Consider the following 15,455-nt stretch of genomic DNA (forward strand, 5'->3'; position numbering starts at 1 on the left):
CCCGGCGGCCGGGTGCCACCGGGGGGCTATGTCGCCTTATGCCTCTTTTGTCGCCGGAGTCACATGGGACAACAGCTGTATGAAGGCCGCCTCGTCGACCACCGGCGTGCCGAACGAGCGGGCCTTGGCGGTCTTGGAGGTGGGCGCCTCCGGATCGTTGGTGACCAGCAGGCTGGTCAGCCGCGAGACGCTGGTGGCCACGTGCAGCCCCGCCTCGACCGCCCGGTCCTCCAGCAGCTCCCGGTCGACGGAGGTGTCGCCCGAGAACGCCACCCGCATGCCCTGTGTGAGCTGGCCGCCCGGTGCGTAGCGCCCCGGGTTGGGGTACGGGCAGGCCGGGCGCTTGCGGCTGGGCCGCCAGGTCCCGGACCGGTAGGACGGCTGATATCCGACCCTGGCCGGGCGGGCCGGGGCCGCCGGCCCGTCGGACCACTCGGTCAGCGGCTGGCAGGCCAGCAGCGGCAGCCGGATCCCCGCCTCCGCCGCCAGCCGCAGGCTCGGCCGGAACGCCTCGGCCAGCACCCGGGCGTCGTCCAGCGCGTGGTGGGCGCGCTGCTGCACGACGCCGTAGTGCGCGGCGAGCGACTCCAGCTTGTGGTTGGGCAGCGGCAGCCGCAGCTCCTTCGACAGCGCGATGGTGCACAGCCGCTGGCGCACCGGGGCGGTCGCCCGGGCGCGGGCGTACTCACGGGCGATCATCGACCAGTCGAAGGCGGCGTTGTGCGCGACGAGCACCCGCCCGTCCAGGCGCTTGGCGAACTCCTCGGCGATCTCCGGGAAGAGCGGCGCGTCGGCGAGGACCTCGGAGGTCAGCCCGTGGATCCACACCGGGCCGGGATCGCGCTGGGGATTGACCAGCGTGTACCACTGGTCCTCCACCCGGCCGCGGGCGTCCAGCTGGTAGACGGCGGCCGACACTATCCGGTCATCCCGGGCGAGCCCGGTGGTCTCCACGTCGACGACCGCGTATCCCTGCGGATACGCGGCCGGCCACGGGGTGGGCGATGCGGCGTCGGTGCGGTCTTCGAGCATGGTCCAAGAGCTTAAGGGCCCCCGCTGACAACGCCGCAATCCGGCCGGGGACCGGACGGATCCGGACGGGGTGGATCAAGCCAGATCCGTGCGCACGGCACCCCCTCGGGACGGCCCGCGCCGCCGCGTGCCGGCACGCCGCGTCCCGGCCTCTGTCACCCGGACGGTGGACACCGGTCCACGGCGCGCGGCCGCCCGCGAGGCCCGGCGGTCACCGGGACCCGGGCCCGCGACCGCTGTGGGTGGTGTCACCACCGAACCAGGGGTAACGATCTTTGGTACCCGAGGGTAACAACCCCTAGCGGCAGGCCTGTCGGCCCGCTTATGGTGCCGCCATGCCGCACCTTCCCGATGTCGTGTTGTGGTCCGTACCCGCCTTCATCCTGCTCACCGCCCTGGAGTTGGTGAGCTACCGGCTGCACCCCGACGACCGCTCCGAGGGCTACGAGGCCAAGGACGCGGCGACCAGCATCGGCATGGGGCTGGGCAGCCTCCTCTTCGACGCGCTCTGGAAGATCCCGATCGTGGCGGTCTACACGGCCGTCTACGAACTCACCCCCCTGCGCGTGCCCGTCCTGTGGTGGACGCTGCCGCTGATGCTCCTCGCGCAGGACTTCTTCTACTACTGGTCGCACCGCGGCCACCACGTCGTCAGGGTCCTGTGGGCCTGCCACGTGGTGCACCACTCCAGCCGCAGGTTCAACCTGACGACGGCCCTGCGCCAGCCGTGGACGTCGCTGACGGTCTGGCCGTTCTACGTGCCGATGATCGCGCTCGGCGTGCACCCGGCGGCGGTGGCCTTCTGCTCGTCGGTCAACCTCGTCTACCAGTTCTGGGTGCACACCGAGCGGGTCGGCACACTGCCCCGGCCCGTGGAGTACGTCCTGAACACCGCCTCCCACCACCGCGTCCACCACGCCTCGCAGGGCGGCTACCTGGACCGCAACTTCGGCGGCATCCTCATCGTCTGGGACCGGATGTTCGGCTCGTTCGTCCCCGAGGTCGAGCGACCGGTGTACGGGCTGACGAAGAACATCGACACCTACAACCCACTGCGCGTGGCCACCCACGAGTACGCGGCCATCGCCCGCGACGTCAGGGCGGCGCGCACCTGGCGGGAGCGGGCCGGGCGCATCTTCCGCGGCCCGGGCTGGCAGCCGCCGTCGGTCTCCCCGCCGCGCGGGGAGGCGCCGGCCGCCGCGGCCGCCGCCACGAGCGGGCGGGCCGCGTGAGAGGGGTCCGCGCGGCCGCGCCGGCCGCGACCGCCGCCGCCCTGGCCGTGGTGGCGGCCGTTCACCTGGGCGCGCTCCTGGCCGGTGCCACGACCGCCGTGCACGTGACCAAGCCGGCGCTGATGCCGCTGCTGGCGGCGTACGTCCTGGCGCGCGGCGGCCCGCGGCTGCTCGCGGTGGGCCTGCTCCTCGGGTGCGGGGGCGACACCCTGCTGCAGACCGGCCGGGAGGCCCTCTTCCTGGTGGGAATGGGCTCCTTCGCGATCGGGCACGTGTGCTACCTCGTGCTGTTCGCCCGGCACGGCGCCGCGTTCACCCGGCACGGCGTCGGCGCGGCCCGTACGTACCGCCTCACGGCCGCCTACGCCGCCGTCTGGGGCACCGTCCTGGCGCTGCTGTGGGCCGGCCTGGAGGCGGACCTGAGGGTGCCGGTCGCGCTCTACAGCCTGCTGCTGACCGTGATGGCGCTGGGCGCGACGAGGGTGGGGCCGTGGGCCGCGGCGGGCGGGGTGCTGTTCCTGCTGTCGGACACGCTCATCGCCGGCGGCCTGGCCGGCTGGCCGCAGGCGCCGGCGCCCCAGTTCTGGATCATGCTCACGTACATCGCCGCGCAGTACCTGGTGGCGCACGGGCTGCTGACCCACCTGCGGACGGAGGAGGAACGGACGAAAGGGGCCGGGCGGAAGCCGCCCGGCCCCTTCGCCGCTCGTCGCGGACGTCAGTCCTGGACCGCCGACAGGGCGTCGACGATGCCGTAGCCGTAGAAGCTGTTGACGTTCTTGTTGCCGGTGCAGGCGGCCTTCCACTTACCGGTGCCGTCCGGGTCGTACGACGCGGTCGGGCAGCCGGGGTTCTTGGCCTGGGCCTTCAGGAGCCACTGGATCTCCTGCGGGCTGGACTTGGGGTGCGTGCTCTTCAGCAGCGCCGCCACGCCCGCCACGTGCGGTCCGGCCATGGACGTGCCCTGCAGGTAGGCCCAGTCGCCGCCCGGCATGGTGGAGAGGATGCCACCCTCCTTGGCCGGGGCGTCGGGCACCTGCATGGTGTCGCCGCCGGGGGCCGCGACGTCGACGGCCTTCAGGCCGTAGTTGGAGTAGAACGACTTGGCCGACTTCACGCCCGTGGCCGAGACGGTGACGACGCCGGGCAGCTGGGCCGGGACGTCGAGGCAGACCTTGGGGTCGACCGTACGGGCCGGCGGCTTGGAGCCGGTGTCGTTCGGGCTGCTGGTGTCGACGATCTTGTCGGCGGCCAGGTCGAAGTTGTCGTTGCCCGCGGAGGCGACGTTGACGACGCCCTTGCCCTGGGCGTACTGCGCGGCCCGGCCGACCGCGTCGGCTATCGCCTTCTGGTCGAGGTTGTCCGGGCAGTTGAACAGCCACGGGTCGACGTAGTAGCTGTTGTTCGTCACCGCGGCGCCGTGGTCGGCGGCGAAGACGAAGGCGCAGACGACGCTCTCGGCGTAGAAGAAGCTGTCCTTGGGCGTGCTGACCTTGATGCCGGAGACCTTCACGCCAGGGGCGACACCGGCCACGCCGACGCCGTTGCGGGCCGCGGCGATGGTCCCGGCCACGTGCGTGCCGTGGTAGTCGGTCTTCGGGTCGAAGGGACGCCACGCGCCGGGCGTGGTGTCGGCCTTGCCGGAGACGCAGCTGGCGGACTGGTTCGCGGCGAAGTTGGGCGCCAGGTCGGGGTGGGTGTCGTCCACGCCGGTGTCGATGACGGCGACGGTGACGTTCTTGCTGCCCGGGTTGACCTTGGCGGCCTTGTCGGCGCCGATGGCGGGCAGGTCCCACTGCAGGCCCTCGAGCGGCTCCTTGCCGGTGGCGGTGGAGCGGGCCAGCGACTTGGCGCCCTCCTTGGAGAGGTCCAGCTTCTTCGGCTTGCCGTACTGCGTGGTGGCCGCCGCCTTCAGCGGGGCGGTGCGGGTGGCGCCGGCGGACTGCACGCCGGGGACCGCGCGCAGGGCCTTGGCGAACTCCGGGTTCTTGGAGTGCGCGACGACGACGCCGATCTTGTCGTAGGAGACCACGACGGTGCCGCCGGCCTGCTTGACGGCCTTCTTCACCTTGGTCAGAGTGGCGCGGTCGGTCGCGGTGTTGACCACGTACGACAGCAGCGGACCGTCGGTGGTGGTGGCCGCCCGCACGGCGGTGACGTCCTGCGGGGCGGCCGAGGCCGCACCGGGCAGGAAACCGAGGGAGGCGGTGAGCGCCAGCCCGACGGGGGCCGCCAGCAGGGCGTGCCGGCGTCTGGGACGCAGCTGAGCCATGGGTTCTCCACATCATCCAGGAAGTCCGCCCGGGCGCATGGGCGCGCGTGGGCGGGTACATGACGAGTGAAGCTAGCGCCGATCATGGCCCTGGGCAATGAATTCACCCGGAAATCACATCGGAAGGAATTATTCCGCGCCAGATGTGGGCAGTTGGGGGGTCTTGCGGCCCCCACGGAACGCTGCTTTCAGGGTAAATTTCAGGGCGAATCTCAAGGCGGATCTCAAGGTGAATCCCAGGGCGAAGTGCCCCCGCCGCGCAGGGTGTCGATGCTCAGCGGCGCCAGTGGCACCCGGGGCCCGTACCAGCGGCCCGGCGCCACGATCGCGGGCGGACGGCCGGTGCCGACGGCCGGTACCGGCGCCGTCAACCTGACGCTCCCGAACGGGCGTCGGCCGCCGGGGGACCGGCCGGGAGGTGGGGCAGCGCTCACACCAGGGTCAACGAGAGCGGCGGCGGGCGGTTTTGCCCGGGGCGGCGGCCGCTGCGACATTCGGTGAACCGCCCCCTGTCGCATACTGCGGTGTCGCTCTACGATGCGTGATCCCAGTCACAGGCTCGGCTCGCGCTCCGTATTCACCCGTCAGGAGAGACCGTGGACTCAGAAGAGGCCGTGGGCACCCCACCGACCACAGCCAAGGGCCCGGACGAGCCCGTTCGTCCCGCCGTCCCCGCACAGCCCGACCGCTTCACGGACGTACGGAACAGCGAGGAGTTCGGCGAACTGCGCCGCGCGCACCGCTCCTTCGCCTTCCCGCTCACCGTGGCGTTCATCGCCTGGTACCTGCTCTACGTGCTGCTGTCCAACTACGCGGGCGGCTTCATGGACACCAAGGTGGCCGGCAACATCAACGTCGCGTTGGTGTTCGGGCTGGCGCAGTTCCTCACCACCTTCCTGATCGCCTGGTGGTACGCGCGGCACGCCGCGGCGAAGATCGATCCGAAGGCCGAGGCCCTCAAGGCCCGTATGGAGGCGGGGGAATGAGCACCAGCACCACCTTGCTGAGCGCCACGGCGCATCCGCTGGCCGCCGGGGGCGCCGGCGAGCACCGCACTCTGATCATCACCCTGTTCTCGGTCTTCGTCGCCATCACCCTGGGCATCACGGTCTGGGCCGGCCGGCAGACGAAGGACGCCACCGACTTCTACGCCGGCGGCCGCTCGTTCACCGGTTTCCAGAACGGCCTGGCCATCTCCGGCGACTACATGTCCGCCGCGTCCTTCCTCGGCATCGCCGGGGCCATCTCCCTCTTCGGGTACGACGGATTCCTGTACTCCATCGGCTTCCTGGTCGCCTGGCTGGTGGCGCTGCTGCTCGTCGCCGAGCCGCTGCGCAACTCCGGCCGCTTCACGATGGCCGACGTGCTCGCCCACCGCCTCCGCCAGCGGCCCGTGCGCACCGCCGCCGGCACCTCCACCATCGTCGTCTCGATCTTCTACCTGCTCGCCCAGATGGTCGGCGCCGGCGCCTTGGTGGCCCTGCTGCTGGGCGCCACCGGCGAGGGGTCACGGCGCTGGATCATCGTCCTGGTCGGCCTGGTGATGGTGCTCTATGTGACCATCGGAGGGATGAAGGGCACCACCTGGGTGCAGATCGTCAAGGCGGTGCTGCTCATCGCGGGCACCCTGCTGATCACCGTGCTGGTGCTCAACAAGTTCCACTGGAACCTCTCCACGCTCCTGGGCCGCGCCGCCGAGGCGAGCGGCAAGGGCGGCGCCTTCCTGGAGCCCGGCCTGCAGTACGGCAAGGACGGCACCTCCAAGCTCAACTTCGTCTCGCTCGGCCTAGCGCTCGTCCTGGGCACCGCCGGACTGCCGCACATCCTGATCCGCTTCTACACGGTGCCCACGGCCCAGGCGGCCCGTAAGTCGGTCAACTGGGCGATCGGCATCATCGGCGCCTTCTACCTGATGACCATCGCCCTCGGCTTCGGTGCGGCGGCCCTGGTCGGGCCCAAGGCGATCACGGCCTCCAACGAGTCCGGCAACACCGCGGCCCCGCTGCTCGCCCAGGAGGTCGGCGGCGGCGCCGGATCCACCGGCGGAGCGATTCTGCTCGCCGTGATCTCGGCCGTCGCCTTCGCCACCATCCTCGCCGTGGTCGCGGGCCTGACCCTCGCCTCCTCCGCGTCCTTCGCCCACGACCTGTGGGCCAACGTCATCCGGCGCGGGAAGACGAGCGAGAAGGAGGAGATCCTCACCGCCAAGATCGCCGCGATCGTCATCGGCGCGATCTCCATCGCGCTGGGCATCTTCGCCCACCGGCTCAACGCCGCCGCCCTGGTGGCCCTCGCCTTCGCCGTCGCGGCCTCGGCCAACCTCCCCACGATCCTCTACAGCCTCTTCTGGAAGCGCTTCACCACCCAGGGCGCGCTGTGGTCGATCTACGGCGGGCTGATCTCCTCGGTCACCCTCGTGATCCTCTCTCCCGTGGTCTCCGGCAACCCCAAGGCGCTCTTCCCGGGCCTGGCCTTCGACTACTTCCCGCTCGGCAACCCCGGGCTGGTCTCCATCCCGCTGGGCTTCCTGCTCGGCTGGGCCGGGTCGCTGCTGTCCCGTCCCGCGCCGGATCAGGAGCGCAAGTACGCCGAACTCGAGGTCCGCTCCCTCACCGGCTACGGGGCGCACTGACCCCTCGCGGACGATCCGTCGCCCGGGCCTTCAACGAAGTGTTGAAGGTTCGGGCGATCGCGTACGCTGCGGAGTTATTGAACGACTGTTCCAGTCCGCGGGAGGGGCCCACACCGTGCTCATCGACACCTACGGGCGCGTCGCCACGGACCTGCGCGTCTCCCTGACCGACCGGTGCAACCTCCGCTGCACCTACTGCATGCCCGAAGAGGGCCTCGCCTGGCTCGCCAAGCCCGACCTGCTCACCGACGACGAGATCGTCCGCCTCGTCTCCGTCGCGGTCACCTCCCTCGGCGTCACCGAGGTCCGCTTCACCGGCGGGGAACCCCTGCTGCGCCCCGGCCTGGTCTCCATCGTCGAGCGCTGCGCCGCCCTCGCCCCCCGCCCCCGGCTGTCACTGACCACCAACGGCATCGGCCTGGCCCGCACCGCCGGCGCCCTCAAGGCCGCGGGCCTGGACCGGGTCAACGTCTCCCTCGACACCCTGCGCCCCGACGTCTTCGCCACCCTCACCCGCCGCAGGCGCCACCAGGACGTCCTCGACGGCCTCGCCGCCGCCCACGCCGCCGGGCTGAGCCCCGTGAAGGTCAACGCCGTGCTGATGCCCGGCCACAACGACGACGAGGCGCCGGACCTGCTCGCCTGGGCGCTGGAGAACGACTACGAACTGCGCTTCATCGAGCAGATGCCGCTCGACGCCCAGCACGGCTGGACGCGCGACGGCATGATCACCGCCGACGAGATCCTGGCGAGCCTGCGCACCCGCTTCACCCTCACCCCCGAGGACGACGCCGCCCGCGGCTCCGCCCCCGCCGAGCGCTGGCTCGTCGACGGCGGCCCCGGGCGCGTCGGCGTCATCGGCTCGGTCACCCGGCCCTTCTGCGGGGCGTGCGACCGCACCCGGCTGACGGCGGACGGCCAGGTGCGCACCTGCCTCTTCGCCCGCGAGGAGTCCGACCTGCGCGGCGCGCTCCGCGCGGGGGCGCCGGATCAGGAGATCGCGGACCTGTGGCGGACGGCCATGTGGGGCAAGAAGGCCGGCTCGGGCCTGGACGACCCCGCCTTCCTCCAGCCGAGCCGGCCCATGTCGGCGATCGGCGGCTGAGCCCCATCGGGGACAGGCCGTCGGGGACACGCGGCTGAGGCCCGTATCGGCGATCGGCTACTGAGGTCCGCGGGCCACGCACCGGCCGTCAGCCGCTGCGGCTCTCCCACTCCTCGAGCGTCACCACGTCCTTGAGGAAACCGCGCAGCGCCAGGAAGTTGGACAGGTGCTCACGGTGTTCGTCGCACGCGAGCCACGTCTTGCGGCGCTCGGGCGTGTGCAGCTTGGGGTTGTTCCACGCGAGCACCCACACCGCTGCGGCACGGCAGCCCTTGGCGGAGCAGATCACGGCGGTTTCGGGGGAGTTCACGCCGTAACCTTACGTGGACACGGCGACGCCGGGCAGCCACGGGGGGAGCCGCCCGGCGTCGGTCTGTCGCTCCGACGGGGGATGCGGAGCGCCTACGAAGTATGTCACGGGGGGCCCGGCCGGGGGCACCGATCCACATGATTGATCTGAGGTTTTCTTGAGCTTGTCACACCGCTCTTGAGGCATCCGCCCGGAAGCGGAGGCTCACTGCTTGTCGGGTCCTTGATCAGGTGCGGGGGAGCGATCGGCTTCCGGGACGGATTCCGCCCCGCCCGCCTGAGAGCTCGCCGCGGAGCCCGCCGTCAGCACCGGCCTGGTGGGCGCCGGAACGAACGTACCCGGCAACGAAGGGGCGTTCTCCCGGCCCGCGTTGGCTATCACGACGGCCACGTACGGCAGCGCCGCGCCCAGGATCAGGGTGCCCACCGCCACGTAGCGCTCGATGTTCCACAGGACCACGGTCAGCACCACCGAGAGCGTGCGGATGCCCATGGAGATCACATAGCGTCGCTGCCGCCCGCGGACGTCCTCCGCCAGGCCCTGACGGGCTCCGGTGATCCGGAAGACCTCGTTACCGCCCAGCTTCCGCATCACGTTCCACCACCCGACTGCCGCGCCGACGCCCCTCGGGCTTCTACGCATCCCACGTTACGCCGCGCCCGGTCCCCGGACGAGACCGGGTCGTCCACCCGGTGGCTTACCCGCAGGCGCCCGACGTGCGCTCACGGCGTACGGACGACTCCGGCGTGCGCCGTAGGAGCGGCCGACCCACAATGGCGGAGCACGCCACATCGCCCGGAACGAGGAGGTGGCATGGACTGGCTGTGGGCAATCATCGTCGGCCTGGTCCTGGGCCTGATCGCCAAGGCGATCATCCCGGGCAAGCAGCAGATCCCGCTCTGGCTCACGCTCCTCTGCGGCCTGGCCGGCAGCCTGCTCGGCAACTGGGCCGCCGGCGCGCTGGGCGTCGAGCACACCAAGGGCATCGACTGGATCCGGCACGCGCTGCAGCTCATCGGCGCGATCATCTTCGTCGCCCTCGGCAACCGGCTGTGGGTGGGCACCCGGGGCGGGAAGCATCGCGTCGGCTGACCCACGCCATGCCATGAGGCGGTCGCGAAACGAGGCGGCCGGTGCGCGCGTCGCGCACCGGCCGCCTCGGAGTTCCGGCGGAAGGATTCCGGCGGAACGGCGGGGGACTACAGCCCGCGCAGCTCCGCGATCTTGCGGCCGGCCTTGAGGTAGACCCCGCTCACCGCGCGACCGGCCAGCAGCTCACGGGCCACCTCGCCCAGCGGCCGGATGGCGTCGGCCTCCGCCAGCACCACGGCCTCCTGAGCTCCGTCGGCCTCCAGGACCAGCCGCAGACCGTTCTGCTTGGCGACCCGGCGTGCGGCCGAGGCGCTCGGCTGGAAGCCCAGCACCTTGCTGAGCACGGCAGTGGCCGGCTCCTCGCCGTGCTCGGCCAGGTCCACCACCGGCGTCTCGACGTCGGTGAAGCTCTTCTTCGAGAACTGCGCGATGAACCCCGCACGCGCCGCCATCGCCGCCTCCAGGCCGTACAGCGCGGCCACGACCTCGCCCGCCAGGACCTTCTTCAGGTCCATCGGGTGCAGCGACTTCTCCTCGACGCGGGAGAGGACGAGCGCGATCTCCGCGTCCGTCCACTCCGTCCAGGCCTTGAGGTACGGCTCCATCAGCCGGTCCGGCACCGACATGATCTTGCCGAAGACATCGTCGGCGGGCGCGGTCAGCCCCACGTAGTTGCCCTTGGACTTGGACATCTTCGCGCCGGTGCCGTCCGTGCCCTCGATCAGCGGCATGGTGACGACGAGCTGCGGCTTCTGGCCCTTCAGCTCCATCAGCTTGCGGCCCATCTGCAGGTTCAGCAGCTGGTCCGCGCCGCCCAGCTCGACGTCGCAGTTCAGCGCCACCGAGTCCAGGCCCTGCGCGATCGGGTAGAGCAGCTCCGACATCGTCAGGCCCGAGCCGGACGCCAGGCGGGTGCGGAAGTCCTCGCGCTGCAGCAGCTGCGAGACCGGCACCTGGGAGAGCAGGCCGAGCAGCTCCGGGAAGGTGTACGGGGCCAGCCACTCGCTGTTCTGGACGAACGAGACCTTCTCGAAGTCGAAGAACGGCCGCACCTGCTCGCGGTAGCCCGCGAGGTTGGCGGCGATGTCCTGGTCGGTCAGCGGCGGACGCTCCGCCGTCCGGCCCGTCGGGTCACCGATCTTGGCGGTGAAGTCGCCGATTAGCAGGGTGACGTCATGGCCCATCCGCTGGAAGCGGCTGAGGATGATCACCGGCACCGCGTGGCCGAGGTGGACGTCGGCGGCCGTGGGGTCGATGCCCAGCTTGATGGCCAGGCCCTTGCCCTCGGCCCGGCGCAGCTCGATCCGCTCGGCCAGCTTGGCCACACCGGGCAGCACCTCGACCGTACGGGAGGCGATGAGCTCGGCCTGGTCCTTCGCCGACAGATCCGTCAGGTCCAGATAGCGCCTCGCCTTCGTCTCCGTGAGCAGCTGCTCCACGGTGGAGTCGGTGGAGAGGTCCTGCGCCAGCAGGGCGCTGGCGCGCGCGACGGAGTCGCCGAGGCGTGTCATCGTGGCGTTCCTGTAGTGGTTGTCGGACAAAGGACAGGTCGAGTCTATTTGCTCGGCGGGGTTCCTTCCGCGCCGGTCACACGCCCCGGCTGACCGAGCTCATGTTGAAGTCGGGGATCCGCAGGGCCGGCATGGCCGCCCGGGTGAAGTAGTCCCCCCACTCGCGCGGCAGCGTCGGCTCGGTGCGGCCCGCCTCGGTGGCCCGGGAGAGCAGCGAGACCGGGGACTCGTTGAAGCGGAAGTTGTTCACCTCGCCGACGACCTCCCCCTTCTCCACCAGGTACACCCCGTCCCGGGTCAGCCCGGTCAGCAGCAGCGACGCCGGGTCCACCTCGCGGATGTACCACAGGCACGTCAGCAGCAGGGCCGGCCCGTCGTGGCCGCTCGCGGCGACCATCTCCTCCAGCGACCGGCTTCCGCCGCCGTCCAGGATCAGGTTGTCGGTGTACGGGGTCATCGGCAGGCCCGTCAGCCCCGCGCTGTGCCGCGTGGTCAGCAGGTGCTCGAGCACGCCCTCGCGGATCCACTCGGTGGCGGCGATCGGCAGGCCGTTGTCGAAGACCGACGCGTCGTCGCCCGAGCTGCCCGCGAGCACGAACGGCGCGCACTCCAGGCCCGGCGCGTGCGGGTCGCTGCGCAGCGACAGCGGCAGGCCCGAGAGCTTCTCGCCGATCCGGGTGCCGCCGCCGGCCCGGGAGAAGACCGTGCGGCCCTCGGCCGCGTCCCGCGCCGTGGCCGACCACTGCTGGTACACCAGCAGGTCCGCCACGGCCGTCGGGGGCAGCAGCGTCTCGTAGCGCCCGGCGGGCAGCTCGAGCCTGCGGGCCGCCCACGCGAGCCGCTCGGCGAGCTCGGCGTCCAGCGCGCCGGGGTCCACGTCGGTGAAGTCCCGGGTGGCCCGCCCCGCCCACGCCGAGCGGGTGCGGTCCGGTGTCTTGGCGTTCATCTCCAGGGCGCCGGTGGGCTGGTCGTGGCGCAGCCGCAGACCCGCCGAGGTGCCCAGGTAGGCGGACTCCGTCTCGTGGCGGGCGAAGCCGTACAGCTCCCGGCCCTGGGAACGGGCCCGGGCGAAGGCCTCGCCGAGGGCCGGCGCGAAGGCGTCGAAGACGGCCGAGGAGGTCTCGGCGGGCGCGTCGGTGAAGCCGGGGGAGTGCGGCACGCCCGTCACCAGCGGCTGGGCGTCCTCCGCGGGCCCCGCCTCGCGGGCCGCCGCCTCCGCCGCCCGGACCAGCGGCTCCAGCTCGTCCATGGTGACGGCGGTCCGGGAGACCACGCCGGACGCCGTGCCCTCGGCCCCGTCCACGGTCGCCACGACGGTGACGCTCCGGCCGCGGGTGACGCCGTTGGTGGTCAGCGCGTTGGCGGCCCAGCGCAGATTGGCGGTGGACTCCTCGCGAGCGATCACGACGCAGCCGTCGGCACGCGAGAGCTCCAGGACGCGCTCGACGATCTCGTGGGGCTTGGTGTTGCGCGGGCTCACTGACCGGCCTCCTGAGTCGTGTTCAAGATGTTGACGCCCTCGAAGAGGGCCGAGGGGCAGCCGTGCGAGACCGCCGCGACCTGCCCCGGCTGAGCCTTGCCGCAGTTGAAGGCACCACCCAGGACATACGTCCGCGGGCCGCCCACGGCCTTCATGGAGCCCCAGAAGTCCGTCGTCGTCGCCTGGTAGGCCACATCGCGCAGCTGCCCGGCCAGCCGGCCGTTCCTGATCCTGAAGAAGCGCTGACCCGTAAATTGAAAGTTGTACCGCTGCATGTCGATGGACCACGAGCGGTCGCCCACGACGTAGATGCCGTTCTTCACGCCGGAGACGAGCTCCTCGGTCGACGGCCCGTCCGCCGCAGGCCGCAGCGAGACGTTGGCCATCCGCTGCACCGGCACGTGCGAGGGCGAGTCGGCGTACGCGCAGCCGTTGGACCGGCCCTGTCCGGTCAGCCGGGCGATGCGGCGGTCCGTCTGATAGCCCACCAGGACGCCGTCCCTGATCAGGTCCCACGACTGGGCGGACACGCCCTCGTCGTCGTACCCGATCGTCGCCAGGCCGTGCTCGGCGGTGCGGTCGCCGGTGACGTTCATGATGGGGGAGCCGTACTGCAGCGTGCCCAGCAGGTCGGGGGTGGCGAAGGAGGTGCCGGCGTAGGCGGCCTCGTAGCCGAGCGCCCGGTCCAGCTCGGTGGCGTGCCCGATGGACTCGTGGATCGTCAGCCACAGGTTGGACGGGTCGACCACCAGGTCGTACGTGCCCGCCTCGACGCTCGGCGCCCGCATCTTCTCGGCCAGCAGCTCCGGCATCTCCGCCAGTTCGGCGTCCCAGTCCCAGCCGCCCGCGCCGGTCATGTACTCCCAGCCGCGCCCCGTGGGCGGGGCGAGGGTGCGCATCGAGTCGAAGTCGCCGGTGGCCGGGTCCACGGCCACCGCGGTCAGCTGCGGGTGCAGCCGCACACGCTGCTGGGTGGTGGTCGTGCCGGCCGTGTCCGCGTAGAACTTGTTCTCGTGCACGGTCGTCAGGGTGGCGTCCGCGTGGTCCACCCCGTCCGCCGCCAGCAGCCGCTCGCTCCACTGGGTGAGCAGCCCGGTCTTCTCGGAGTCCGGCACCCGGAAGGGATCGATGTCATAGGAGGAGACCCAGGTGCGCTCCGCGTGCACCGGCTCGTCCGCCAGCTCCACCCGCTCGTCGGACCCGGCGGCCGCGATCACCTTGGCCGACAGCTTGGCCATGGCCACCGCCTGCGAGGCCACCCGGGCCGCGGCGTCCATGGACAGATCGACGCCCGCCGCGAACCCCCACGAGCCCTCGTGCACCACACGCACCGCATAGCCCAGGTCGGTGTCGTCCGACGAACCCGCCGGACGGGCGTCCCGCAGCCGCCACGACGCGCTGCGCACCCGCTCGAAGCGGAACTCCGCGTGCGAGGCCCCCAACGCGCGGGCGCGCGCGAGAGCGGCGTCTGCCAGCGGCCGCAGCGGCAGCGCCAGGAATGACGGATCGATCTCATGCGGCACGGTCCACTCTCCTTCTCGTATGTGACGGAAGTGAACCATGGCCGTGACCGCCGGACCGCGGTTCTGTAGAGATCCAACAGTGACCGCCGGTCCCCCCTGTCGCAGGTCGATTGCCGCTTTGGTGACGTCTACCGATACGTTCGGTGTAGTCCAGCACTACCTATGGATACGTAAACGGAAGGGTGATCCTGTGAGCCGCTCGGTTCTCGTCACCGGAGGAAACCGGGGCATCGGCCTCGCCATCGCGCGCGCCTTCGCCGATGCGGGGGACAAGGTCGCCTTCACCTACCGCTCGGGGGAGCCGCCCACCGAGCTCCTGGACCTGGGGTGCCTCGCCGTCAAGTGCGACATCACCGACCCGGAGCAGGTCGAGCAGGCCTACAAGGAGATCGAGGAGAAGCAGGGCGCGGTCGAGGTGCTGGTGGCCAACGCCGGCGTCACCCGCGACCAGCTGCTGCTGCGCATGTCCGAGGAGGACTTCACCTCCGTGGTGGAGACCAACCTGACCGGCACGTTCCGCGTGGTCAAGCGTGCCTCGAAGGGCATGCTGCGCGCCCGCAAGGGCCGCGTCGTGCTGATCTCGTCCGTCGTGGGCCTGATGGGCTCGGCGGGCCAGGCGAACTACGCCGCCTCCAAGGCCGGACTGGTCGGCTTCGCCCGCTCGCTCTCCCGTGAGCTGGGCTCCCGCAACATCACCGTCAACGTCGTGGCGCCCGGTTTCGTGGACACCGACATGACCCGCGTGCTCAGCGACGAGCAGCGCGCCGGCATCGTCGCCAACGTCCCGCTGGGCCGCTACGCGCAGCCCGAGGAGATCGCCGCCTCGGTCCGCTTCCTCGCCTCCGAGGACGCCGCATACATCACCGGAGCCGTCGTTCCCGTCGACGGCGGATTGGGCATGGGTCACTGACCGACATGAGTGGAATCCTCGCAGGCAAGCGCATCCTCGTCACGGGTGTCCTCACTGAGTCCTCGATCGCCTTCCAGGCCGCCAAGGTCGCCCAGAACGAGGGCGCCGAGGTCATCCTGACCGGCTTCGGCCGCCTTTCCCTGGTCGAGCGCATCGCCAAGCGGCTGCCCAAGCCGGCCCCGGTCATCGAGCTGGACGTCACCAACCAGGAGCACCTCGACGGCCTGGCCGACAAGGTCCGCGAGCACATCGGCGACGACGTGCCCCTCGACGGCGTCGTGCACTCCATCGCCTTCGGCCCGCAGGGCGCCTTCAACTTCCTCGAGGGCAGCTGGGAGGACGTCTCGACGGCCGTC

Annotated in this window: 15 protein-coding genes; 8 read left to right on the forward strand and 7 right to left on the reverse strand. The window is 71.3% G+C overall.

The window, feature by feature from the left end:
• Nucleotides 1-36: 36 nt before the first annotated feature.
• Nucleotides 37-1,032 carry a DEDDh family exonuclease gene (locus tag AB4K12_RS09870; RefSeq protein WP_086567414.1) on the reverse strand — a complete coding sequence of 332 codons (996 nt, stop codon included), beginning with the start codon at nt 1,030-1,032 and terminating at the stop codon, nt 37-39.
• A gap of 335 nt (nt 1,033-1,367) precedes the next feature.
• Between AB4K12_RS09870 and AB4K12_RS09875 the strand changes: the two genes are divergently transcribed.
• Nucleotides 1,368-2,264, forward strand: coding sequence for a sterol desaturase family protein (locus AB4K12_RS09875; protein ID WP_368433796.1), 897 nt, complete (start codon nt 1,368-1,370; stop codon nt 2,262-2,264).
• A 47-nt stretch (nt 2,265-2,311) separates the two neighbouring features.
• The gene (locus AB4K12_RS09880; RefSeq protein WP_368433860.1) at nt 2,312-3,022 is read left to right on the forward strand and encodes a lysoplasmalogenase; all 711 of its coding nucleotides are present in this window, start codon (nt 2,312-2,314) and stop codon (nt 3,020-3,022) included.
• Here AB4K12_RS09880 and AB4K12_RS09885 read toward each other — a convergent pair.
• A complete protein-coding gene (locus AB4K12_RS09885) occupies nt 2,983-4,536 on the reverse strand; it encodes a S8 family serine peptidase (protein ID WP_368433797.1) in 1,554 nt (517 codons plus the stop codon). The genes AB4K12_RS09880 and AB4K12_RS09885 overlap by 40 nt on opposite strands.
• Before the next feature lie 614 nt (nt 4,537-5,150).
• Here AB4K12_RS09885 and AB4K12_RS09890 point away from each other — a divergent pair.
• From AB4K12_RS09890 to moaA, 3 genes are all read left to right on the forward strand, one after another.
• Nucleotides 5,151-5,522 carry a DUF485 domain-containing protein gene (locus AB4K12_RS09890; RefSeq protein ID WP_368433861.1) on the forward strand — a complete coding sequence of 124 codons (372 nt, stop codon included), beginning with the start codon at nt 5,151-5,153 and terminating at the stop codon, nt 5,520-5,522.
• A complete protein-coding gene (locus AB4K12_RS09895) occupies nt 5,519-7,168 on the forward strand; it encodes a cation acetate symporter (RefSeq protein ID WP_368433798.1) in 1,650 nt (549 codons plus the stop codon). The genes AB4K12_RS09890 and AB4K12_RS09895 overlap by 4 nt, the downstream gene beginning before the upstream one ends.
• Before the next feature lie 115 nt (nt 7,169-7,283).
• The gene (gene moaA / locus AB4K12_RS09900) at nt 7,284-8,273 is read left to right on the forward strand and encodes a GTP 3',8-cyclase MoaA (protein ID WP_368433799.1); all 990 of its coding nucleotides are present in this window, start codon (nt 7,284-7,286) and stop codon (nt 8,271-8,273) included.
• Between the two features lie 88 nt (nt 8,274-8,361).
• Here moaA and AB4K12_RS09905 read toward each other — a convergent pair whose 3' ends face one another.
• Together AB4K12_RS09905 and AB4K12_RS09910 are read right to left on the reverse strand one after the other, a co-directional pair.
• Nucleotides 8,362-8,583 (reverse strand): hypothetical protein, encoded by a 222-nt coding sequence (locus AB4K12_RS09905; protein ID WP_362263284.1) that lies wholly within the window; start codon nt 8,581-8,583, stop codon nt 8,362-8,364.
• A 204-nt stretch (nt 8,584-8,787) separates the two neighbouring features.
• Nucleotides 8,788-9,174, reverse strand: coding sequence for a DUF3099 domain-containing protein (locus tag AB4K12_RS09910; RefSeq protein WP_368433800.1), 387 nt, complete (start codon nt 9,172-9,174; stop codon nt 8,788-8,790).
• 222 nt (nt 9,175-9,396) lie between these two features.
• Between AB4K12_RS09910 and AB4K12_RS09915 the strand changes: the two genes are divergently transcribed.
• Nucleotides 9,397-9,675 (forward strand): GlsB/YeaQ/YmgE family stress response membrane protein, encoded by a 279-nt coding sequence (locus AB4K12_RS09915; RefSeq protein WP_368433801.1) that lies wholly within the window; start codon nt 9,397-9,399, stop codon nt 9,673-9,675.
• Nucleotides 9,676-9,782: 107 nt separating this feature from the next.
• Here the strand turns inward: AB4K12_RS09915 and tyrS are convergent, their stop codons facing one another.
• The 3 genes from tyrS to AB4K12_RS09930 form a co-directional block, all read right to left on the reverse strand.
• A complete protein-coding gene (tyrS, locus tag AB4K12_RS09920) occupies nt 9,783-11,186 on the reverse strand; it encodes a tyrosine--tRNA ligase (RefSeq protein WP_368433802.1) in 1,404 nt (467 codons plus the stop codon).
• Between the two features lie 76 nt (nt 11,187-11,262).
• Nucleotides 11,263-12,666, reverse strand: a complete 1,404-nt coding sequence (locus AB4K12_RS09925; protein WP_368433803.1) for a metallopeptidase TldD-related protein — start codon at nt 12,664-12,666, stop codon at nt 11,263-11,265.
• Entirely contained in the window at nt 12,663-14,189 is a 1,527-nt protein-coding gene (locus AB4K12_RS09930) for a TldD/PmbA family protein (RefSeq protein WP_368433804.1), read from the reverse strand. The genes AB4K12_RS09925 and AB4K12_RS09930 overlap by 4 nt, the downstream gene beginning before the upstream one ends.
• A gap of 190 nt (nt 14,190-14,379) precedes the next feature.
• Here AB4K12_RS09930 and fabG point away from each other — a divergent pair, with 190 nt between their 5' ends.
• Both fabG and AB4K12_RS09940 read left to right on the forward strand, forming a co-directional pair.
• A complete protein-coding gene (gene fabG, locus AB4K12_RS09935; RefSeq protein WP_086573878.1) occupies nt 14,380-15,099 on the forward strand; it encodes a 3-oxoacyl-[acyl-carrier-protein] reductase in 720 nt (239 codons plus the stop codon).
• A gap of 5 nt (nt 15,100-15,104) precedes the next feature.
• Nucleotides 15,105-15,455, forward strand: a 351-nt coding sequence (locus AB4K12_RS09940; RefSeq protein ID WP_368433805.1) for an SDR family oxidoreductase, incomplete at its 3' end; no start/stop codon positions are given.

It is taken from the genome of Streptomyces sp. C36 (assembly GCF_040932295.1).
Taxonomy (GTDB): domain Bacteria; phylum Actinomycetota; class Actinomycetes; order Streptomycetales; family Streptomycetaceae; genus Streptomyces; species Streptomyces triculaminicus.